Origin of the sequence: Providencia alcalifaciens (assembly GCF_915403165.1) — a bacterium.
In the GTDB taxonomy this organism is placed as follows: Bacteria; Pseudomonadota; Gammaproteobacteria; order Enterobacterales; family Enterobacteriaceae; genus Providencia; species Providencia alcalifaciens_C.
Genome location: NZ_OU659204.1, coordinates 1370283 through 1392221, shown reverse-complemented (window position 1 = coordinate 1392221; position 21939 = coordinate 1370283). Strand labels below are relative to the sequence as shown.

Below are 21939 nucleotides of genomic sequence, written 5' to 3'. Positions count from 1 at the left end.
GTTCCCTCCCTTACGCCTTCTCAATGTTAACTAAAAACGCTTTATACTCAGGAGTCTGAGAGTTAGCGTCTCCCACAGATGGCGTTAACGTGTTGGTAATAAAGCCTTTTTGCGTTGCACCTTCAAAGCCCCAGTGAATTGGCAGACCAACCGTTTCAATCGGTTTACCGTCAACTATGAGAGTTTGCAGACGTGGTGTTACCACAGCAATCGCTTTAATAAAGCCTCGTTTACTGCTGACTTTAACCTTATCACCCAAGACGATGCCTTTGGCTTTGGCTAAGGTTTCACTGATTTCCACAAACTGCTCTGGCTGAGCAATGGCATTTAAGCGCGCATGCTTCGTCCAAGTGTGGAAATGCTCCGTTAAGCGATAAGTGGTTCCAACATATGGAAATTCTTTATGATCGCCCAGACGTTTCCTATCATCTTCAAAAATTCGCGCAGCAGGGTTAGAGACCACATTAGGATGCAGTGGGTTAGTTCCCAATGGCGTTTCAAATGGCTCGTAGTGCTCAGGGAATGGACCTTCAGCCATCTTATCAATCGCAAACAGACGACCTAAACCTTCTGGCTGCATAATAAATGGCCCAGTACCGACTTCTGGTGCCGACGCGTTAAAGTCAGGTACGTCGTTTCCGACCCACTTCTTACCGTTCCACTCAATCAGAACCAGATCTTTATTCCATGGCTTACCTTTGGTATCACAAGAGGCGCGGTTATAGATAACGCGGCGGTTTAATGGCCATGCCCATGCCCAACCCAATGTATTACCAATGCCGGATGGGTCGCTGTTATCGCGATTCGCCATCTGGTTGCCTTTTTCAGTCCAGCTACCGGTATAGATCCAGCAAGAAGATGCCGTTGAACCATCAGCCCGTAACAGAGCGAATGAATTCAGAAGCTCGCCTTTTTTCGCTTGTAAGTTGCCATCAGCATCATATAAGTCGACCAGTGCAACCCCGTTGTTCTCTTTCGCCACTTCTTCCGATTCTGGATGGAATTGACGTTTGTAATCCCAACGCATTTGCAGCAATGGTTCGTGACCTTTACCACCTTCTTGTTCATACATCTCACGGATTTTGTGCAAGATACCGGTTAAGATCTGACCATCGTTACGGGCTTCACCCGGGGCATCCGCCGCTTTCCAGTGCCACTGAAGCCAGCGACCGGAGTTAGCAATGGAGCCATCTTCTTCTGCAAAGCAAGTTGAAGGTAGGCGGAAAACTTCCGTTTGAATGGATGCAGGATCCACATCATTCATTTCACCGTGGTTTTGCCAGAAACTCGCCGTTTCGGTAGTCAATGGGTCAATGGTGATTAAGTATTTGAGTTTACTTAAGCAGCTAACCACTTTGTTTTTATCTGGGAACGAGGCTACTGGGTTAAAGCCTTGGCAGATGTAGCCGGTGACTTTATCTTTGCTCATCATGTCAAAATACTTCATAACATCATAAGCTTGATCCCATTTCGGTAACCAATCAAAGCCCCATTGGTTCTCTGGCTGAGCCGCATCGCCGTAGAATGACTTCATCAAGCTGACGAAGAATTTCGGATAGTTGCTCCAGTAGTTAACCTGGTTTGGTAATGTGGCTTTTGGCGTATTCGCGGCCAAATAGCTATCAACATCTAACTGTTTTTCTGATGGCAGCGTTAAATAGCCCGGCAGGCTCGTTGACAGCAGACCTAAATCCGTTAAACCTTGAATGTTTGAGTGCCCACGTAGCGCATTCACCCCACCACCACAAATCCCCATGTTGCCTAAAAGCAACTGGATCATCGCCATGGTACGAATGTTTTGTGCGCCCACCGTATGCTGAGTCCAACCTAATGCGTACAGGAATGTCCCCGCTTTATCTGCGGCGCTCGTGGTTGCCAGAATCTCACACACTTTTAAAAAGTCTGCTTGTGATGTACCACAGATCCGTTCAACCATTTCAGGGGTATAGCGGGAAACGTGTTTTCTTAGCAGATTCCAAACACAGCGTGGATCTTGCAGCGTGTCATCACGTAATGCATGACCATTTTCATCAAACTTATAGTTCCAACTGGTTTTGTCATAACGACCTTTTTCAGCGTCATAGCCACTGAATAAGCCATCGTTAAAGTCAAAATCATCTCTGACAATCAAAGATGCGTTGGTATAGTTTTGAACGTATTCCGAATTTATCTTATTATTTTCAATTAGATAAAGTAGAACACCAGAAAGGAAGGTAATATCCGTTCCTGAACGAATTGGCACGTAATGATCGGCCACCGATGCGGTACGCGTGAAACGCGGATCTACCACAATCAAGGTTGCATCATTATTGTTTTTCGCTTCAATCGCCCAACGGAACCCGACAGGGTGAGCTTCAGCGGCATTACCGCCCATCACCATAATCACATTAGCGTTTTTAATATCAACCCAGTGGTTGGTCATCGCACCGCGACCAAATGTTGGAGCAAGACTTGCTACCGTTGGTCCGTGTCAGACACGCGCTTGGTTGTCGACCGCTAGCATACCGAGCGATCGTGCGAATTTTTGGGTTAACATCCCCGTTTCATTGCTGGCTGCGGAAGCGCAAAGCATCCCTGTTGATAGCCAGCGATTGACTGTGGTGCCTTGTTCATTTTTTTCAATAAAATTGGCGTCACGGTCATCTTTCATTAAACGGGCGATACGTGTAAATGCATCATCCCAGCTAATACGTTCCCATTTATTCGAGCCTGGCGCGCGATATTCAGGATAACGTAAACGACTGTCACTACGAATGTAATCCAGTAACCCCGCCCCTTTCGGACATAGAGCACCGCGATTCACTGGATGATCAGCATCACCCTCAACGTGGAAGATGGCAGAGCGAGCATTCATTGCCCCATCACCCATACTATAAATCAGCAATCCACAACCCACGGAACAATAGGTACAAGTATTACGCGTCTCATTGGAACGCAGTAATTTATTTTCACGTACATTAGCCATTGCCATTCCTGGCATAAAACCTAACGCAGCTACAGTTGTACCTGCCATCCCGCCGGCGCAGATTTTAAAAAACTTTCTGCGACTGACGTTCATTATTAACCTCTTTTTATTTTTGTATATTCGCGGGAGAGAATATCAGTCACTTGTAATTAGATATTGCCTAAAATCAATGAAAGTGAAAATAAAGGTTAATTAATGTCATTTAGGTAGTTAATTCGCCATTAAAATTACCACTTAATGAGTAATTATTGTTAAATTGATTTAGATCAAATAGGTTAATTATTTTGATTAAGTAAAAAATGAAAATAAGATTATCTTCATTGTGGTAAATACTTATATTTTTCGCATCCTAATCAAATCAATAACTGGTGTCATTGATGTTCTCGAATATAGAAAACCTTTATTAAATCTAATGTCAATTTTATATAAATTAAACAATTTTTATTAAAAATCACTTTTTGCAGGAATATAATGACGCTATCCGTTAATATTTTTCACTCACTAATAATATTCCATTACTGAGATTAACTATGCCATTAACTCATATTCCCCCTACTTACCACTGCAAGGGTCCATTTAAAAAAATGGGTAATATCAATAAAATACCTACCAATTGGCGAGTAGCTAAAGGCTTCGTTGAAAAGGTTAAAGCTATAGAGTCAACGCCTATCGGCCTATTAAACCATCATATGAATCAGCCCAAGATAACAAACCCAGAATCTATCAATACATTAAGAAATGAGATTAAGAATACGCTACTGAATAATAGCCACGAAAATAAGAGGATAGGCATTGCCGTATATGGTTTTTCTACACCACAATTAAAAAGCTGTCGTTTTATTCGCTCAACTAAACCAGAAAAATCTATTACTACAATTGCTAATTTCAACCAGGCATTAGGTTTAAACAAAGAAATTTTGAACTATGGCAATGCATCTAAGCATTATATGTATCAATCTTTACATCAACAGCTTAATACTTTTATTGACGTATTATCTGAACACGAACCTAAGTATGAGCCAAATTTCAGTGATAGCTATTTAAATTCTTGTTTATATTTATGGAAAGATTACCTTCATAAATATAGTTATCAAGCGGATATATTTCAGTATATCAACTTAAAAGAATCATCTATTGAAGATAAAAACAAGCTCATTCATCGACTTATTATTAAAAATACATCTGAAAAAACAGTTCCTAAAGCACTATATAAATATATTATCGACCATGAGATTTTTAACTGCACATCACTATCTGAATTTAAAATAAAGATGACCGAACTCAATAAAGATAATAAATTAAGGTCAGTAGAGATAATCACAGGGTTATTTGAGTTAATTCAAAATCATTTATTTAGAAATACCAGTAAGATTGGATTGGACTTTTTTAGGAAAAATGCCTTTTCGATCCTTATGACCTGGAACGACGAGGACAATAACCCTTTTTTATTCTCTGATATTGGCCAAAAAGCATTTAAGCACGGTAATCGCCGCTCATTTAACGGTCACGATTATGTCGAGCCCATCACTTTCTCTGAAATAAGGCACTTAGAAAGAAATAAAAAAAAATTTACTGATAAAATTGTCAGAATCATCACCGATGATACACAAGTTGCATTTTCTCTCGGGCTTGATAGCCCATGGGGAATATATGATAAAGCTGATTTTTTGCCTAAATCAACCCCTAGTAAATAGTGCATTAGTAAGAAGGTGATATGCTTACTAACGTATTATTTCCAACCGCTAATAATAATACCTGCGCCAAGTAAAACCACCAGCGCGCCAATCCAATCTGTGGCGGCAAGAGAAACACCATCAACCACTTTTAGCCAGATCAATGCCGTCACAATATAAATGCCTCCATAGGTTGCATAAATACGTCCACTGGCTTCTGGGTGTAACGTTAATAACCAAACAAATAGCATTAAGCTGAGCACTGTGGGTACTAGCAGCCAAATACTCCCCTGTTTTTTCATCCATAAATAGGGAAAGTAGCAACCCAAAATTTCTGCTATCGCAGTTAAAAAAAATAATCCAATAATTTTTAATGACATAAAAATGTTTTCTTCTCAAAAAAATCTCTATTCATGCCACCTAATAATAGGTGGCATATTGTTTAAGCTTGCTTAACAAATAGCAGTGATATACGTCTTGCGATAGGCAAAACAAATAATACTGTTGGGAATGCAATCATCCATGAAATGGCCCATGAACTAATCCAAGGCTCATAAATCTCGGAAGTAAAACCCAGCGCACGCAGAGTACTTATTAGTGAAACAATACCGCTCATCACTAAAGATAAAAAGAAAGGCACCAGAAAAAATAGGGCTCTCATAGGAAGTTTAGGTATACCTAATACATAATTACGGTCTTGATATGACATACAGTCTCCATTAATCAGCGGATACACAACAGCATATAACTGTTGGTACAACAAAGTTATATGCGTTGATTGACGTAAACGCTTACGAGTCATAGAGACCAATTGAGAATCATTCTAATCTGTAGATGCGCTTTGTCAATACACCTCTAACATCTTACATACTCAATTTTGAGCATTTTATCCTAATAAGAAATTAAGCACTTCACTATTGCAAATTCTATATATCAATTTATTATACGACGTATAATAACTTACAGAGAGTACAACCATGACCACTGGACATGTTTTTATTGCAACCAGCCTTGATGGCTTTATAGCCCGTGAAAACGGTGATATCAGCTGGTTACTTCAGCTAGATTCAACTGGTGAAGATCACGGTTATGAAGCATTTATTGCCAATATTGATGTGATTATTATGGGTAGAGGTACCTACGAGACAATAAAACATATTCAACCTTGGTTTTATAATCGCCCGGTCATTGTGCTATCAAAAACACTCGCTCAAGAAACTATCCCTGAAGAATTAATAGGAAAAGTACGCTTCGTTGACCTATCCCCCAAAAAAGTCATGCCGATGCTAAAAAAAGAAGGATATCATCACGCCTATATTGATGGCGGAAAAGTGGTTCAATCTTTTATTTCTGAAGGTTTGATCAGTGACCTGACCATAACTAGAGTCCCCATTTTATTAGGTTCTGGTCGCCCATTGTTTGGTAAAATTCCTAACGATATTCACTTATACCATACACAAACTAAAACCTTTGATTCTGGATTTATCCAATCCCACTATGAAATAAAACAGTCATCGAATGAAGGCGAATAATGGTAGATAAAGCATTGATAGCGAAAACATTGACAGCGAGACCGGTTGGACGCCCAAATAAGAAACAGCCCAAAATATCTGCCGAGGCAATTGTCAGCGCTGCAATAATATTTATTGATTCTCATGGATTTTCAGCACTCAGTATGCGAGCACTTGCTAAAGAAATGGGCATCAATCCCATGACAATTTATTACTATTTTGAAGACAAAGAATGTTTAGTCAAAGCGATTGCCAACCATGTTTACGCTAAGGTAATACCTTGTTTATCGGGAACACCAATCGAGCAAATAAAGCACCTATTAACTGAATACCGAGAATGTATTGTGAGTTACCCTGAATTAACGTTATCAATATTTAATCACCCAAATGCTTTTCCTGAAGAAGCTCAGCGGGTCACACAAACGCTGATCAATCTGGCTAAAGAGCTTAATCACGCCACAGAACAAGCAACATTGTGGGTGTATATCCTGATCGATTTTACCCATGGTTCTGCGCTTGCTGTTTCTAACCGAAATAATATTGATACTCAAAAAAGCGACTCCGATTATTATCACCAGAGTATTGATACCTTGTTGCGTAATTTAAATAAGAACGATGAAATACAATATAATTAGTTTCCAAAATTAACCCTCATAATTAAATAAGAGTAAAAATATTACTTATTAGAAACTCACAAAGTTTATGACAAATCCGTTTACTATCTTTGGGTATATTCTTTTGTTCACGTAAATATTTAACGTATTTTATTTAAATAGGGAACTCATGAGTAAACTTAATGCTTATATTACAAAAACCTCCATATTTCTTCCTGGCGATGCTATTAGCAATGAAAACATAGAGAATATTTTAGGTTATGTTGGAGAAAAAGCCTCCCGTTCACTTAGAATTGTTCTTAAGAATAATGGAATCAAAAAACGTCACTATGTTCTTAACCCTTTATCTGGAATTGCTAATTTCAATAATGCCCAAATTACCGCTAAATCGATTTGTGGCTTAGTTGATGAGGATTTTTCTCTCGGTGATATTGAATGTTTAGCGGCAGCGACTACGCTACCAGACCAACTTATGCCTAACCACGGAGTCATGGTTCATGGTGAGTTAGGCAACCCTCCTTGTGAAGTTGTTTCAACATCAGGTATTTGCCTAGCCGGGTTAACCGCCTTAAAATATGCATATTTATCTGTTAGTTCCGGTGAATCTCAAAACGCAGTTTCAGCTGCATCAGAAGTTATCTCCCCCGTTTTACATGCTCGTAATTTCCAAGCAGAAAATGAGGCATTGGTCGAACAATTAGTTCAGCGCCCAGAAATTGCATTTGAAAAAGATTTTCTACGTTGGATGCTTTCCGATGGTGCAGGTGCATTTTTGCTGGAAAATAAACCCAATCCACAAGGCTTATCATTACGTATTGATTGGATTGATATTTCATCTTACGCCAATGAAATGCCCACCTGTATGTATGCTGGTGCAGAAAAAGACAGTAATGGAGAATTAATTGGTTGGAAACAATTAACACAAGAAGAATGGATTAAACGTTCAATTTTTTCTATTAAACAAGATGTCCGGTTACTTAATGAAAATATCATCGCTTTATCATTAAAAAAACCACTGCAAAAAGTCATCGAAAAATATGGAATTTCAGCAAATAATATTGACTGGTTCCTTCCTCACATTTCATCCGAATATTTTCGTCAACCGGTATCTGAATGCTTGACTGACCTCAATTTTACGATCCCTCAAGAGCGTTGGTTTACCAATCTCTCAGAAAGAGGAAATACTGGCTCTGCCTCAATCTATATCATGATCCATGAGTTATTACATTCAGGGCGTTTAAATAAAGGCGAAAAAATCTTATGCTTTGTTCCTGAAAGCGGCCGTTTCTCTGGTGGATTTATGCATCTAACCGTTGTTTAATTTACTTTTATTAAGCGAAGATATGCTAAAGAGCTGATCAACAATGTCAAATAATGGGCGATTGAGAATAAATGCAAAGAACTAGCTTCCGATGCCAGTCTAGATAACGAAATTTCACAAAAACTTTATCAATCTCTTGGAGTTATAGAAACAGAGAGAGTTATTTTTTATAAGCAGCAACTCTCTGATAGATAAGTTGTAAGAAAATAGTAGGTCGTAGAAAAACTACGACCTTGGTAATATTGGGTGATCTAACCTATTTTTTCGTCGCTAAAATCACACTGGATGCTTTCACGATAGCAGTGACTTTGCTTCCTGCCGCTAGTTTCATCTCAGCAACGCTATTATTCGTTACCACTGCAGATAATTTAGTACCTGCACTTGTCGTCAAATGGACAATAGCATTAACGCTGCCCGTCTCAATCGAATCAATACGCCCGTTGAATTGGTTACGAGCCGAAAAGAGATACTCATGCTCATCCGAGACCAAGACAACCCATGGTGCTTTAATAATCGCAACAGCCTGCTTACCTTTCGCCAAGCCTAACAACTGGGTACTATTTTTCGTGATCACCGCCGAAATTGTTTCACCATTACCTAAGCTTAAAACCACTTCATCATTAACGACACCAGCCACAACTGATTCGACCGTTCCTGTAAGCTGATTACGTGCTGAAATTGACATAGAAAACCCCATTTAATGGAAGACTAGTGAACATTGAATCGATAGTAAGCTTTTTAAATATTGTTTACAAACAGTCAAAATTTTTAATCCCTGCAAATGAGTGGAGAATCACATTTAGGCTTTGAAGCCATAAATTCTATTGTTCTTATAAAAAAACACCTATTTGTAAAATTTAAACTTCAACTGTTAGATCTTTGTTTCTTATTTTTTAATTAATATCTCACCAGCATATCTTAATTTTTATTTTCATGGGAATAATCTTACTTTTATTTAAATTTGAATGAAAAAAATCAAAAGGTAGCAACAATTTATTTAGTTTGTGCAATACGTGAATTCACTATAATTTAATCAACAAGAAACCTTTAATTAATTCCACATTATTATAAACAGAAAAATTAACTATTTTATTTAAGAGATTGTTAAAATGAGAAAAATTCAAAAAAGCTATTTACTCTCTATTATGTCAATTTTATTAACCTTTAATGCTGTTGCGGGCGAATCAAAAAACGACTCATTTTCAAGTAAAGTACTAACTAGCCTACAACCCTATGATATTCAAAATCAAATTAATAAAGCAGCGGTGGAAGCCATTCGGATTGGTACACAATATACCGATAGTAAGGCGGAAGAATTAAATACCGCAATAGAGGTTTCTGAAAAAAACAATAAAAGCTATACAAATAAAAAAGTGACTGAGTTAAATACTCGAATTTTAACTTCCACCACTCAAGCTATTAGCGTTGGTATCAATTATACTGATGAACAAGTGAAAATTTTAGATTCCAATATTCAAGATGCCCAAGCTAATGCTATCACCGAAAGCAATCAATACACTGATCAGAAAACTCAGCAATTAAATAACAGTATTAAAGAGTCGCAATCCAACGCAGTCAATGAAAGCAATCAATATACTGACCAGAAAACGCAGCAACTGAATAACAGTATTAAAGAGTCGCAATCCAACGCAGTCAATGAAAGCAATCAATATACTGACCAGAAAACGCAGCAACTGAATAACAGTATTAAAGAGTCGCAATCCAACGCAGTCAATGAAAGCAATCAATATACTGACCAGAAAACGCAGCAATTAAATAACAGTATTAAAGAGTCGCAATCCAACGCAGTCAATGAAAGCAATCAATATACTGACCAGAAAACGCAGCAACTGAATAATAATATTAAAGAGTCACAATCTAATGCTGTCAGCGAAAGCAATCAATATACTGATCAGAAAACTCAAAAATTAAATAATAATATTAAAGAATCGCAATCTAACGCGATAACAGAGAGTCATCATTATACAAATCAAAAAACTGATCAATTAAATACCTCAATTAAAAGTGCTCAATCAAAAGCAATCAGTGATAGCAGAAACTATACAAATCAACGAGTTGATATGTTAGAACAAAATATGAATGGCAGACTCAACTCACTGGATAACAAAATGGATAAGAATGCTGACCGAGCTAACGCAGGTATCGCATCTGTTTCTGCCATGGCTAACATCCCGTATACCAACAATACCAATTTTAGTATGGGAATAGGTTTAGGAAATTATCGCAATGGCAACGCTGCCGCCTTCGGTGGACAATATAATGTCAATGATAATGTCAATATTCGTAGTTCCATTAGTTGGAATAATGAAGACAGTGCAGTTTACGGGGCTGGTATTGCAGTCGGTTTTTAGTCTTATTTCCCACTCAAAAATACCTTCATATAAACTAAAAAAGACCCACTGATATCGGTTTATCAATGGGTCTTTTTCGTAAAATTAATTTATAGGTGTTCTATTAGTCCGCAGAGCAACCTGTCGTAAACGGTGCTTTTGTGGTTAAAGCCGCTATCGCTTCGCGATAACAAAGTTCCAGTTTTGCTCGGCTATCCGCCGTAATATCCAGATCCACCAAATAGCCATCATTAATACCGTAAATCCAGCCGTGAACCATAATATCCTGCCCTCTTTTCCATGCAGATTGCAATACAGTGGAATGGCCCAGATTATAAACTTGCTCAATAACGTTCAATTCACATAAGCGATTAATACGTTCTGTTGGTTTGAGCTCACCTAACATTCTGCCATGTTTAAACCAAATATCTCGAATGTGCAGCAGCCAATTATCAATTAAACCTAATTCCTTATTGTTGATCGCTGCCTCAACACCACCACAGCCATAATGCCCACAGACAATAATATGCTCTACTTTGAGCACATCAATAGCATACTGGATAGCAGATAAACAGTTGAGATCGGTGTGAACCACGAGATTCGCTATATTTCGATGAACAAATAGATCGCCGGGGCCAACTTTAATTAATTTTTCAGAAGGTACTCGGCTATCTGAGCAACCAATCCATAAAAATTTAGGTTGTTGGTCTTTTGATAGTTGTCGAAAAAAGCCAGGGTCTTGTTCTTTAATAGACGTTGCCCATTCCCTGTTATTCACAAATAATTCTTTAATTTTATCCATCGCCATGTGGCACGCTCACTTACAAATCTTGCTATATATGATATTTAAAACGTGTTTATAAAAACGCAGTTAATTTAATTAATGTACCTAAATTTACCAGAAGATTACTCTCAATCAGTTAATATGCAAAAAGTAATTTGTAGATAGCTTATTTTTCTGAATATAGGTGTTTTTTGACTTCCATACAATTAACTGCACTTTCTCAATCCGTTTTTGCTCTTTTTCTTTGTCAAAAATGGTATTGAGTTTTTCATGGGCATTGTCCGTATCACGGCTTAAATCCGACACATTTTGCTGCTGATTATCCTTATCGCGGATAACAATTTCCCCCTCACCCGCCAAGCCGGACAGTTGATTATCCGGCTGAATGAGAGGGAGTAAGGCGGCTAAGGAGATCCCAGCATGGGGCTGGGCTCTAACTATTTATTTTAAGTTAAGCTATAAGTAAAAATAATTTTTATATTCTTATTTTTTACTATTTTTTTGTTCTTCATAATTTTGTAAGTATTTCTCTAAAGGAAATGCGGTTCCTAATTCATGCAATTCCCCTGTATCTTTATCTATAACAAAAGGTGCATTTCCAGCGAGCTGAGCGGAAAATTCTCCTGTTTCAAGGTATTCTTTGGATTGGTAACAAAAGAACCACCCTTCAGAAAAGCGTCCTTGCAACGTAATTACTAATGGAGAATCAGTATTTTTCAAGTATTTATTAGCTTTTTTTATTGCATCATCAAAAGTAATCATTACGTTATTTCATCTGGTAAAATTACGTGTATTTCAGAATGTTCTTGATACGTAATCAGACTAGCAATCTCAATTTTCCTACGCTTTTGCCATTTGCATTTTTAGCCAAAACGTTTGTTGGCATGCGTTAAAAAACTCTTTTCTGTGAGGTAAAACAGAACGCTCAGCAAAATCAATAACTTGCCAAATAATCCAACGCTCAGGACATTGACTATCATTATCTGGAATGGACAATTCAATTTCTTCAGTACATTGAAGAATAACACCATCATGAAAACGCCACTGCCGGATAACTTGCATAACTTCTGACTGGGCATCTTGCAGATGCTGCTCAAATATAACTTCGCATGAAATCTGCTTTTCCATGATACCTAATATGTATTTTGCTAACATAGTTTCGTTTTTGTCATAAAAATATCGTGCCAATAGTATGCTTAAACAACCTTTATAAACACCTAAAAGTCTCAACTCCATTAAATATTTAGATATCAATTACAAAGTCTAAATAAAATCTAAAGAATACCGTTAATCCTATATCCTCCATTACACTTAAATTGTACGTTACTTTATCATTTCAAAAACGAAAGGTTAGTTATGTTTAAAAAATTACTTTTATCCCTTATTTTAAGCGGCACCGTTGTTTCTGGTGCTATGGCCAATTCAACCTGTTTGCCTGTAACTAATCAAAGTTTAACAAAAAGTGGTTTGCCAACCCCTAAAAATAGTACCTCTTTTGCAAATTACACTGAGGTCACGAATAGCGTTTTCAGTGCTATAACTAAAGATATGACCTCAGAAGAGAGAAATGACGTTGTATGTACCAAAGATGCCTTTAGCTATTCTATCTATATGTCTAATGAGCAAAAAATCGCGAAAGTGTGTGAAACCAAAAGCGGTTGTGATGATTTAAAAACCATTTTCCTTGTGATTGCGAATATCGATATCAATGATGGCACTGAAGCCAAGTTAAAAGCGGCAATGGCAAAAGCAGGGATTACCGAAGCCGACATCAAAGATACCCCAGCAAAACTAGAGCAATTTATAGGTCAGCACGAAACACAGTTTACTCAGCATTTTGGCGATTTAGAGTAAGATTGCTTTTCGGTCAAACCTATATCGTTGAGAAATTACAAAGAACTGTTACCTTGTTTGGATCTAATTTTTGCTTTCTGTTGATACAAAAAAGCCCTCATATTGAGGGCCTTAGTATTTTTATATCGATATTTATATCAACAATAGGCTGTATTTAACTTAGAAACGATACAGGCTAAATGCTTTCGGGTTAATGACTGGCTCTTTACCTAACAGTATATCTGCGGTCATTTCAGAAGATACTGGGCTTTCAGTCATACCCCAGCCAGTTGCTGTGTTGATAACCAGACCTGGATATTCCTTAACTTCAGAAATAATTGGGTTTTCATCCGGTGCAATAGCCATCGCCCCGCTCCACTGGTCAATTAATTTAGAGTCTTTAAATGCAGGGAACTCGGTTTTCAGTTTTTCCAGAGATGAATTCAGTTCTGGTAAGTCTGGTAATGCCGTCATATCACGGTTTTTCTCAAATGGAGAAATTTCATCTAACTTCCAACTGGTTTCTTGAGTAAACGAGTTAATTAACTGTTCGTTTAATGAAATATGAACAGGGAAGTCAGGCAATGCCAACAATGGCAAATATTTGTAGCCATAAGTGAAGGATTCTTTTACCACAGGCGCAACGATAACTCGTGGAGAAGTGGCATAAGTACCATCCGCTTGTTCACGGAAGAAAATTCCGCCCGGCAGAGCAACGTTTCCACCCGGTGCATTTGGTGCTGCGCCAATCAACTGCTGTGATTGATACGCTGGTAATGTTGGGACATCAACACCCAGATTTTGCATGAACAGACGAGACCAAACACCACCAGCAACAACGACTTGAGACGTTTTAATTGCGCCTTTTTCTGTTACGACATCGGAAATCACACCCGCTTGCGTTTCTAAGCCACGCGCAGCACAGTTGGTATAAATTTTAACACCAATTTTCTTCGCGTATTCAGCCATTACGAATGCTGTGACTTCTGCATCGAAACTACCTGAATCTTCTTCAAAACCAGCGATTTTCCAATCAGTCGTCGCACCACGAAGACGTTGATTTAACTCACTGCCTTCAATCATACGTGTTTTAAATGGAATATCAGAACCAACATTTTTGTGACGTTCATCCATCCATTGTCTAACGTGCGCCAGATCTTCTTCATCCAGAGGCACTTCTACGCGGCCTTGAGTACGATAAGTGGTATCAACGCCCACCTTCGCATTCATATCACGCCAGCGATGTTTGCCTAAATGGTGTAATAAGAAGGTTTCGTCAGTCATTTTATATGTAATTGCCTGACCATAGAATCGAGATGATTGCTCTCCCGCAATGTTCCCTTTTTCTACAATCACGACAGATAAACCACGCTCAGCAAGGTTTATCGCTGTCATTACCCCTAAAATACCAGCCCCAATAACAACAACATCAGATTGCTGTGGCAATGCGCCAGGCGTTCCTTCAACAAAACCAACACGTGGTTTACCCGGAACAAATCGCCCTTCACGAGTCAACATCGGAGTTAAAATACCAGCACCCGCCGCGACAGCGACTACAGAACCACCAATAATAAATTTTCTTCTGGTTATTGCCATTTCGACACTATTCCTTATACACGATCAATATTACTTACCTAACAATATCGCCATTTTATATTATTTGTTAATCATTCGTAAACTATTAGTAAATCATGTTTATTTTGTGTGTAATACCAATTTTTTGTCTAATTAATCAAATTTAAATAAATGAAAACTTCATTTGTTAATTTCCAAATGCCATATCATCCCATTAGAAGTGATTGATTTAATTGTATTTTTAATAAAAAAATAATAGCCGTTTGATTTTAAAGGGAAATACATAATAATCCATCATTTTTAGATTATTATTCATTGACAACTAATGCTTATCGTTATGAAATAATCACACTTTAAGGCTAACATTATGTGATTACATCTAAATAACTCACTATCTTAGTAAGAAATGCTGATTTGATGAGTGGTACATAGGTGGGATATATATTGCAGAACAGATGTTTAATTCCGTGAATCATGACCATGGTACAAAAACGTTAGAGGTCGACTTTTCACATCAAAGTCTCTATCAATACTTAGAATCATTTAACTAGGATGTCAATCGAACCATCATTGCGTTATGAAGTAGTACTCCCTTCACAATAACTTCTCGACGTTCAACTATTTCAAATTGATGACTTTTAAAAAATTCTTCCGCTGACAAGCTCACATGTGACCATAACTTTTTGATACCTTTAATATTAGCCACTGCAAGAATTTTATTCATAAGTGCGGAGCCAATTCCACAGTGAGGTTTCGTCACAAAAAAATGGTCAATATATCCGTCATCTTGAAGATCTGCATATCCAACAATCTCTTCATCGAGATATGCAATAAACGGCTTTAATATGTCCATTTTATTTTGCCACTGCTCTCGCTCATATAAATCAGGTGCCCAAGCCTCAAGCTGTTCTTCTGTATAATACGCAGCTGCAATACGATGAACCGAGGTATAAAATATTTCATGCAGTTTTTCTGCATTCTGGGGATGGTAGGGCTTTACTTGTATTTTCATATAAATCAGATGGTTAATTTTTATCATAACATTTGAAAATAAGACATTATCCTACATCACTAGGTATGATGTATTTTAATTCCACTAGAGGAGCATCGGATAATTTTCGATTAGATTTTTCCATCAAATAAGCAGCGATTTCTTCCGATGATAAATCATCGACAGATTCATTATTAAACCACTCGTTAGGCCAATAAATTAAATCTGATGGATTAGCATCAAAGTTTTCTTCTAGTAAATTAAGTGCATAAGATTGTTCAGATTCCTTACCTTTTGCACTACATACAAAATCAATGATACTAATTAACTCGCCGTATGTTAGATCTTCAATATATTTGCAGTAATTAAAAGCTATACGTGTAAATTCTTTCGCGCTTATCCACGAGTTATAATCACGAAAATCTGAATATTCACATGAATTTACTACCCCTTCATTCCAATTACTCATCATAGAATTCAGTTCTTTGTCATTTTCATTGGTGCCATTATCAATTTTGATAGTAATTTGCTCTAGTAACTCTAGCTTTTTATTCATTGTGGTACGGCTAACTTTAATCGGTTTTAAACGTTCCGGTAGAGACATAATATTTCCTAATTAAATTGATATTCTTTGATTTTTTAAAGTACCCTATGGCCATATTCTTTAAAAGGCAGCTATTAATCAATCTTATTTAACGCTTCATTTTCGGGCTTGCGCTTGAACATGATAGTCGTGGATTCAAGAATGCCACCAACCGATTGAGCGAATTCTGGAATTTCACCACTTACCTGCCATCCAAGGGAATTATATAAACTAACCGTTATTCCTTTAGTATTGGTATCCAATGTTAAAAGCCTCAATCCTGAGTCCCATGCAACTTGCTCAGCCTCTTGCATCAATTTTCTTGAAAGTCCTTTACGCCTATATTCAGGTAACACCAATAACTTACAGATTTCTCCTCGGTGTTTACCATTTGGCTTTGTACATAATTCAAGACCAACAACCCCAATAATTTGATTGTCTAGCTCTACTGAGATCAGCTTAAAGTTATTCGTTGATAACGAATGATTGACGTCAATCCAATAGTTTCTCATCTCATTAATTTGAGCTTCTGCATCAGTATATCCAACACTCGCACCGCCAAGGACGCACTTATAAAGTAAGTTAACAAGCTCATCGATTTTATTTTCACTTATTTTTTTATCATAGCAATGAATTATCATATTGAGGCTCCAAATTAGAGATGCCATTACACTGTGTATAATTACATTTAACTATGTCTTAATTGGGCTTGCTTGTAACTAAAATCCAGCGGATTGGTTCAGATTTCCCAGATAATTTGGAGTTAGTTTATATATAGAAGACTTAATTGATAGGGAGTAGACAATCTCTTTTAGCTAGATAAACTGAGTTGCCCTATCGGCTAGCACGATAAATCATCACCATCGCATAGCCATATTATGGCCATTCAGAAAAGCATAAATTAACATCGGTAAAATGAAATTTTGCCAAAGTGATTGATTGATAAATTTTGGGGTTTATTTGAAATTTACTTGGAATTGAAAAACTTTAGTAGACTTGATTGGAAGTGAAGATGGCGGAGGAGGAGAGATTCGAACTCTCGGATGGTTTCCCATCGGCGGTTTTCAAGACCGCTGCCTTCAGCCGCTCGGCCACCCCTCCGCAATGACGAGCACTATAATCATCTGCGCTTTCAATGTAAACCCCTAATTTGTTCGTTCGCTTTAAAAATAGACGCACATTGATTCAATGGATGAAATTATCAACATTTTTTCCTATTCCAACAGGGTTTACTTGGGTTATTGCTGGTTTTTTGCTAAATTTGCGGTCTACTTTTGTTTGGATAGAAATTAAGTATGTTGGTTTTTAATAATCAAGAAATTGAAACAGACTCGCAAGGCTACCTACTTGATAGCCAACAATGGAGCGAAGATCTTATTCCGCTACTCGCTGAACAAGAAGAAATTGAACTCACTGATGAGCATCTCGAAATTATCCGTTTCGTTCGTGCGTTCTATTTAGAATTTAATACATCACCAGCGATCAGAATGTTAGTTAAAGCGGTTTCTCAGCAATTTGGGGAAGAAAAAGGCAACAGCCGTTATTTATACCGACTGTTTCCTCAAGGTCCTGCGAAGCAAGCGACAAAACTTGCAGGTCTTCCTAAGCCCGTAAAATGCATTTAAGAACCTGCTAATCATTTAAGAATACGTTAATAGCGGACGGAAAAATCCGCTATTGGTTCAGTATGCCAACTTTCACTAAAGTAATGATCAATTTTAGCACCTGGAGGCCCGCCCGCTTTCAGCCAGTCATCGACGAATTCAATATCCTGCTCGGAACCATAAATAGCCAGTTTCACACTGCCATCATCCCTGTTATAAACAAAACCTTTGACCCCATTTTGATTCGCCCAATGATAGGTTTGGTAACGAAACCCAACACCTTGGACTCGTCCATAAATATAGAAATAACGACCTGTTGCTGTCATATAAGCCTCCGATGTCATTACTTAATCAATTAAAACCCTCTGGCGCAGTTGTTTTTTATTCATTCAGCAGATAATCTGATTATTGAGGCACTGCTTTTCGTTATTACTTAAAGACAGTGTATTGCGTTATAAGTAATTGTCCACACATTGGCTTGAAAACGCACAGCACTGCCCACATGTAGTTTACAGCACAAGCAAGGCTTTTAAGGAGGTCGCTATGATGATCACCAGTAAATATGGAATCGGGCAACAAGTCAGACACAAACTTCTCGGCTACCTTGGGGTAGTCGTTGATGTTGACCCTGAATACTCGCTCGACCAACCACATGATGATGACATTGCATCCAACAGTACATTACGCGATCTGCCTTGGTATCATGTCGTCATGGAAGATGATAATGGGGAAGCGGTTCATACTTATTTAGCAGAAGCACAGATTACTTATGAGATGACTGATGACCATCCAGAACAACCTTCTATGGATGAGTTAGCAGAATCAATAAGATCCCAATTACAAGCTCCGCGTCTACGTAACTAATCATGAACGCAATCCAGTAAAGCAGCCCACTAGCTGCTTTATTTTTTACATTACCGCTGATGAACTCACGATACTTATTTCTCCAAACCTAACGCTGGAATTTCTTGCTTGGGGCATTTATCCATCACGCACTGTAACCCTGCATTCACAGCAATTCTTTGCGCCTCTTCACTAATAACCCCTTTTTGCAGCCATAAAATTTTAGCTTTAATAGCGACGGCTTCATGGGCAACACCGACAGCAGCATCAGCATTTCTAAAAACATCAACCATATCAACAGGGTTAGGAATTTCACTCAGTTGTGCATAGACTCGTTGCCCTAATAGGCTTTGCCCCGCGAGCTTCGGGCTCACCGGAATAACTTGATACCCTTGGTGTAAGAGGTATTCCATAACTTCATAGCTTGGGCGGTCTGTACGGTCACTCGCGCCAACTAATGCTATCGTCTTAACGCTCGTTAGAATTTCAGCAATTTCTTGATCTCTCATCAAAATATCTCCCAAAATCAGTAAACTATTCATATGCATTATGATATATGTTGTACATCTTTGTTCACTCAATTTTTAAGATGCGTGACAGCTATCTATTAGTGATGCCAATCTTGTTTAAGGGAACCTCATGGAATTTACCACCCGTAAAATCACAGCTTCAAAAAATATTGCCTTAGTTGCCCATGACCACTGTAAATCATCCTTACTCGGTTGGGTAACCAAAAATAAAACGAAATTAAGCTCACACAAGCTGTTTGCAACTGGTACCACTGGGAGCTTAGTCAATAAAGAAACTGGTTTACCCGTTACCGGTATGTTGAGCGGCCCAATGGGTGGTGACCAACAAATTGGTGCCATGATTGCAGAGCAAAAAATCGACCTACTCATTTTCTTTTGGGATCCATTAAATGCCGTTCCTCACGATCCTGATGTAAAAGCACTTTTGCGATTAGCCACTGTGTGGAATATTCCTGTTGCCACCAACCCAGCTACCGCTGATTTTCTCATTACCTCCCCTTTCTTTGATGGGGAAATTGATATTGTGATCCCTGATTATCAAAGCTATTTAAATAAACGCACTAATTAGTCGCACAAGAGAAAATTGCCATAGGTAGATGAATAGATAAGTCGATGAATAGAAAGACGGCGCAATCGAATAGGTTCAATTGCGCCGTTTTGTACTTCAAGTTTTAAGGCTTTTTCTGCCGAGGTACGCCCATTTGCCTTAGCTCTTCAACAAATTCGGATGGATTATCAGGGTTATACAATAACCATGCTTGCTGCTTAGCTCTCGTCAATGCCACATAAAATAGTCGTCGCTCTTCCGCATGTTCAAAATGTTCAGGTTGTGGCAGCAAAGCGTCTTCAATAATCGACTCCCGCGCAGGCGCTGGGAAGCCCTCTTTACCACCATTTAAACCACAAATAATGACATGATCCGCCTGTTGACCTTTCGATGCATGCATGGTCATAAATTGAATTTTCAATTTCGGCCAACGTGTTTCCGCTTTCTTTATAATTTCCGGCTTTAAATAATGGTAACGAGCCAAAATTAAGATATTTTCATCATCTAAAACATAACCACTCATTTTATCCAGCAAACGCTCTAGCGCATCTTCATACAATAAAACGACTGATTTTCTATTACCTTTTGTTAAGCTATTTAATGGCTTATCTAACTGGCTTGGATTCTGTAATACAAAGCGATTTGCGATATCACCAATGCGTTCATTAAATCGGTATGTTGTATCTAATGCGCATAAATCCCCTTCACCAAAATGCGTTTTAAATGACGTCGTCAAATCCAATTCAGCGCCGCTAAAGCGATAGATTGCCTGCCAATCATCACCGACTGCAAATAAACAGGTTTGCTTATTTTGTTGGCGTAATGCATGTAATAATTTGGCTCTCAGTGGTGAAATATCTTGGAATTCGTCAACTAAAATATGCTTCCACGGGCTAATAAAGCGCCCTTTTTCAATAATATTGACTGCTTGATGGATGAGACCGGAGAAATCAATCGCGCCTTCATTTTTGAGAGCACTCTTCCAAGCCTTCAATAGCGGAGCCATTAAACGAATTCGTTTTTGGAATAACGCACGAATTTCTTCCCGTGTATTATCAATCATCTCTTTTTGGCTGCCGCCGTGAGAGCGGATCAAATTCAACCAGCGTTCCAGTCGAATGACCACTTTGCGACTAATTTTTTCATCATTCCAAAACTCACCGTCAGGAATATTCCACTGCAATTCTTCTGATAGCCACTCTCTCCAACCTTTCGCTTGGGCTTTTTTACTGGAGCACTGCACTCGCCATTCATTCAACAAGAGAGATTGGCGTTTTTCGGTATCCGACTCTAACGTACTAATTACCGGTGACTTATTGCTACCCTCGCGGATAATCTGCAACGCAAGTGCGTGAAATGTCTTCGCCTCAATCTCTTTTTGTTGTAAACGAGATTGAATTCGCTCATTCATCTCTTCCGCGGCTTTACGTCCAAACGCCAATAATAAAATTTGCTCAGGTTTAGCCAGCTCCCTTAATAGAAGCCATCCTGCCCTTGCAACCAGTACCGATGTTTTTCCGCTACCCGCTCCCGCTAAAACTAAAACATTTTCTTCACCATTAATGACTGATAATGATTGAGAGTCATTTAATGGGGAGGATTCAATATGTTGGAAAAAATCATCGTAGCGCGTTAAAACTGACTGGCACCAATTTTGGTTATTTTGCTTGCGGCATTGTTCACTATTCGTTAGCCACTGCCTGCAAAATTGGTAATGTGCGGCGCAGCTTTCAAATAAAGGCATTCGAACAAGAGGTAAAGGAAGTGATGAAAATTGCTGAGTGATCCTTTCTTTTATCGATTGTAAACTACGTAAACTTAACCATGCATCTTGCTGAGTTTGTTGTAAAATCGACTGAGTTAAAGATGTCAATACTTGAGCACTGACCTCGCTCATTTCAACGCTCCATTGCTGCCATTTTTCATTCAAAAAATGGTAGAAACGCTGAGTTTGTTTCCACTCTGTACCGTGCAAACGAACGACTTGTTCATCTAAAACTTCAAATTCCAACTCCCCCCAGACGATCCCACGCTTACAGCGAATATCGATTAGCTCATTGAAGGGAATAAGATATTGATGGTTTTCACCACTAACTTCGATGCCTGCATTAAGTAAGCGAACCCGATTATAGGGATGCTGAGCCAGGCGCTGTCCAATCTGTGTCGATTTCAGTTCCATACGTTCTGCACCTGTGTGAATCATTCGTGAAAATA

Annotated in this window: 25 protein-coding genes and 1 tRNA gene; 10 read left to right on the top strand and 16 right to left on the bottom strand. The window is 38.3% G+C overall.

Features of this window, described 5'->3' with window-relative positions; all coding sequences use genetic code 11:
- Nucleotides 1-10: 10 nt before the first annotated feature.
- On the bottom strand, nucleotides 11-3058 hold the full coding sequence (gene fdnG / locus LDO73_RS06135; protein WP_224060646.1) for a formate dehydrogenase-N subunit alpha: 3048 nt from the start codon (nucleotides 3056-3058) through the stop codon (nucleotides 11-13).
- Nucleotides 3059-3549: 491 nt separating this feature from the next.
- Here fdnG and LDO73_RS06130 point away from each other — a divergent pair, with 491 nt between their 5' ends.
- Nucleotides 3550-4659 (top strand): hypothetical protein, encoded by a 1110-nt coding sequence (locus LDO73_RS06130; protein ID WP_224060645.1) that lies wholly within the window; start codon nucleotides 3550-3552, stop codon nucleotides 4657-4659.
- Nucleotides 4660-4694: 35 nt separating this feature from the next.
- On the opposite strand, the gene LDO73_RS06125 is transcribed toward LDO73_RS06130, so the two are convergent.
- Nucleotides 4695-5018 carry a YnfA family protein gene (locus tag LDO73_RS06125; RefSeq protein ID WP_036951590.1) on the bottom strand — a complete coding sequence of 108 codons (324 nt, stop codon included), beginning with the start codon at nucleotides 5016-5018 and terminating at the stop codon, nucleotides 4695-4697.
- A gap of 62 nt (nucleotides 5019-5080) precedes the next feature.
- Nucleotides 5081-5347: a DUF2798 domain-containing protein gene (locus LDO73_RS06120; RefSeq protein ID WP_224060644.1), complete on the bottom strand. Its 267-nt coding sequence runs from the start codon at nucleotides 5345-5347 to the stop codon at nucleotides 5081-5083.
- A gap of 268 nt (nucleotides 5348-5615) precedes the next feature.
- On the opposite strand from LDO73_RS06120, the gene LDO73_RS06115 reads away from it, so the two are divergent.
- The 3 genes from LDO73_RS06115 (at nucleotide 5616) to LDO73_RS06105 (ending at nucleotide 8084) form a co-directional block, all read left to right on the top strand.
- Nucleotides 5616-6170 carry a dihydrofolate reductase family protein gene (locus LDO73_RS06115; RefSeq protein WP_224060643.1) on the top strand — a complete coding sequence of 185 codons (555 nt, stop codon included), beginning with the start codon at nucleotides 5616-5618 and terminating at the stop codon, nucleotides 6168-6170.
- A complete protein-coding gene (locus tag LDO73_RS06110; RefSeq protein WP_224060642.1) occupies nucleotides 6170-6784 on the top strand; it encodes a TetR/AcrR family transcriptional regulator in 615 nt (204 codons plus the stop codon). Before LDO73_RS06115 ends, LDO73_RS06110 begins: the two co-directional genes overlap by 1 nt.
- A gap of 148 nt (nucleotides 6785-6932) precedes the next feature.
- On the top strand, nucleotides 6933-8084 hold the full coding sequence (locus tag LDO73_RS06105; RefSeq protein ID WP_224060641.1) for a beta-ketoacyl-ACP synthase III: 1152 nt from the start codon (nucleotides 6933-6935) through the stop codon (nucleotides 8082-8084).
- A gap of 256 nt (nucleotides 8085-8340) precedes the next feature.
- Here LDO73_RS06105 and LDO73_RS06100 read toward each other — a convergent pair whose 3' ends face one another.
- Complete coding sequence (locus LDO73_RS06100) at nucleotides 8341-8769, bottom strand: TOBE domain-containing protein (RefSeq protein ID WP_224060640.1); 429 nt, start codon at nucleotides 8767-8769, stop codon at nucleotides 8341-8343.
- Nucleotides 8770-9193: 424 nt separating this feature from the next.
- Between LDO73_RS06100 and LDO73_RS06095 the strand changes: the two genes are divergently transcribed.
- Nucleotides 9194-10456, top strand: coding sequence for a YadA-like family protein (locus LDO73_RS06095; protein ID WP_224060639.1), 1263 nt, complete (start codon nucleotides 9194-9196; stop codon nucleotides 10454-10456).
- A gap of 103 nt (nucleotides 10457-10559) precedes the next feature.
- Here the strand turns inward: LDO73_RS06095 and can are convergent, their stop codons facing one another.
- From can to LDO73_RS06075, 4 genes are all read right to left on the bottom strand, one after another.
- Nucleotides 10560-11243: a carbonate dehydratase gene (gene can / locus LDO73_RS06090; RefSeq protein ID WP_224060638.1), complete on the bottom strand. Its 684-nt coding sequence runs from the start codon at nucleotides 11241-11243 to the stop codon at nucleotides 10560-10562.
- Between the two features lie 108 nt (nucleotides 11244-11351).
- The gene (locus LDO73_RS18095; protein ID WP_224060637.1) at nucleotides 11352-11525 is read right to left on the bottom strand and encodes a hypothetical protein; all 174 of its coding nucleotides are present in this window, start codon (nucleotides 11523-11525) and stop codon (nucleotides 11352-11354) included.
- Nucleotides 11526-11702: 177 nt separating this feature from the next.
- The gene (locus LDO73_RS06080; RefSeq protein WP_224060636.1) at nucleotides 11703-11981 is read right to left on the bottom strand and encodes a YrhB domain-containing protein; all 279 of its coding nucleotides are present in this window, start codon (nucleotides 11979-11981) and stop codon (nucleotides 11703-11705) included.
- 78 nt (nucleotides 11982-12059) lie between these two features.
- Nucleotides 12060-12455: a hypothetical protein gene (locus LDO73_RS06075; RefSeq protein ID WP_224060635.1), complete on the bottom strand. Its 396-nt coding sequence runs from the start codon at nucleotides 12453-12455 to the stop codon at nucleotides 12060-12062.
- Between the two features lie 120 nt (nucleotides 12456-12575).
- Here LDO73_RS06075 and LDO73_RS06070 point away from each other — a divergent pair, with 120 nt between their 5' ends.
- Nucleotides 12576-13073 carry a hypothetical protein gene (locus tag LDO73_RS06070; protein ID WP_224060634.1) on the top strand — a complete coding sequence of 166 codons (498 nt, stop codon included), beginning with the start codon at nucleotides 12576-12578 and terminating at the stop codon, nucleotides 13071-13073.
- 159 nt (nucleotides 13074-13232) lie between these two features.
- Here the strand turns inward: LDO73_RS06070 and LDO73_RS06065 are convergent, their stop codons facing one another.
- On the bottom strand, nucleotides 13233-14648 hold the full coding sequence (locus LDO73_RS06065) for an NAD(P)/FAD-dependent oxidoreductase (RefSeq protein WP_224060633.1): 1416 nt from the start codon (nucleotides 14646-14648) through the stop codon (nucleotides 13233-13235).
- Nucleotides 14649-15082: 434 nt separating this feature from the next.
- Between LDO73_RS06065 and LDO73_RS18190 the strand changes: the two genes are divergently transcribed.
- Nucleotides 15083-15178 (top strand): KTSC domain-containing protein, encoded by a 96-nt coding sequence (locus LDO73_RS18190; RefSeq protein WP_224060632.1) that lies wholly within the window; start codon nucleotides 15083-15085, stop codon nucleotides 15176-15178.
- Here LDO73_RS18190 and LDO73_RS06055 read toward each other — a convergent pair.
- The 4 genes from LDO73_RS06055 to LDO73_RS06040 form a co-directional block, all read right to left on the bottom strand.
- Complete coding sequence (locus tag LDO73_RS06055; RefSeq protein WP_224060631.1) at nucleotides 15175-15639, bottom strand: GNAT family N-acetyltransferase; 465 nt, start codon at nucleotides 15637-15639, stop codon at nucleotides 15175-15177. The two genes, LDO73_RS18190 and LDO73_RS06055, sit on opposite strands and share 4 nt — an antisense overlap.
- 46 nt (nucleotides 15640-15685) lie before the next feature.
- Nucleotides 15686-16222 (bottom strand): hypothetical protein, encoded by a 537-nt coding sequence (locus LDO73_RS06050; protein WP_224060630.1) that lies wholly within the window; start codon nucleotides 16220-16222, stop codon nucleotides 15686-15688.
- Nucleotides 16223-16296: 74 nt separating this feature from the next.
- Nucleotides 16297-16842: a GNAT family N-acetyltransferase gene (locus LDO73_RS06045; protein WP_224060629.1), complete on the bottom strand. Its 546-nt coding sequence runs from the start codon at nucleotides 16840-16842 to the stop codon at nucleotides 16297-16299.
- A gap of 372 nt (nucleotides 16843-17214) precedes the next feature.
- Nucleotides 17215-17302: transfer RNA gene (locus LDO73_RS06040), tRNA-Ser, on the bottom strand.
- Between the two features lie 194 nt (nucleotides 17303-17496).
- Here LDO73_RS06040 and LDO73_RS06035 point away from each other — a divergent pair.
- Nucleotides 17497-17826, top strand: a complete 330-nt coding sequence (locus LDO73_RS06035) for a TusE/DsrC/DsvC family sulfur relay protein (RefSeq protein WP_224060628.1) — start codon at nucleotides 17497-17499, stop codon at nucleotides 17824-17826.
- Between the two features lie 26 nt (nucleotides 17827-17852).
- On the opposite strand, the gene LDO73_RS06030 is transcribed toward LDO73_RS06035, so the two are convergent.
- A complete protein-coding gene (locus LDO73_RS06030; RefSeq protein ID WP_224060627.1) occupies nucleotides 17853-18131 on the bottom strand; it encodes an acylphosphatase in 279 nt (92 codons plus the stop codon).
- Nucleotides 18132-18348: 217 nt separating this feature from the next.
- Between LDO73_RS06030 and hspQ the strand changes: the two genes are divergently transcribed.
- Nucleotides 18349-18669: a heat shock protein HspQ gene (gene hspQ / locus LDO73_RS06025; protein WP_006813539.1), complete on the top strand. Its 321-nt coding sequence runs from the start codon at nucleotides 18349-18351 to the stop codon at nucleotides 18667-18669.
- 74 nt (nucleotides 18670-18743) lie between these two features.
- On the opposite strand, the gene LDO73_RS06020 is transcribed toward hspQ, so the two are convergent.
- The gene (locus LDO73_RS06020) at nucleotides 18744-19157 is read right to left on the bottom strand and encodes a CoA-binding protein (protein ID WP_224060626.1); all 414 of its coding nucleotides are present in this window, start codon (nucleotides 19155-19157) and stop codon (nucleotides 18744-18746) included.
- A gap of 130 nt (nucleotides 19158-19287) precedes the next feature.
- Here LDO73_RS06020 and LDO73_RS06015 point away from each other — a divergent pair, with 130 nt between their 5' ends.
- Nucleotides 19288-19746 (top strand): methylglyoxal synthase, encoded by a 459-nt coding sequence (locus tag LDO73_RS06015; protein WP_224060625.1) that lies wholly within the window; start codon nucleotides 19288-19290, stop codon nucleotides 19744-19746.
- A 103-nt stretch (nucleotides 19747-19849) separates the two neighbouring features.
- On the opposite strand, the gene helD is transcribed toward LDO73_RS06015, so the two are convergent.
- Entirely contained in the window at nucleotides 19850-21904 is a 2055-nt protein-coding gene (gene helD, locus LDO73_RS06010) for a DNA helicase IV (protein WP_224060624.1), read from the bottom strand.
- Between the last annotated feature and the right edge of the window lie 35 nt (nucleotides 21905-21939).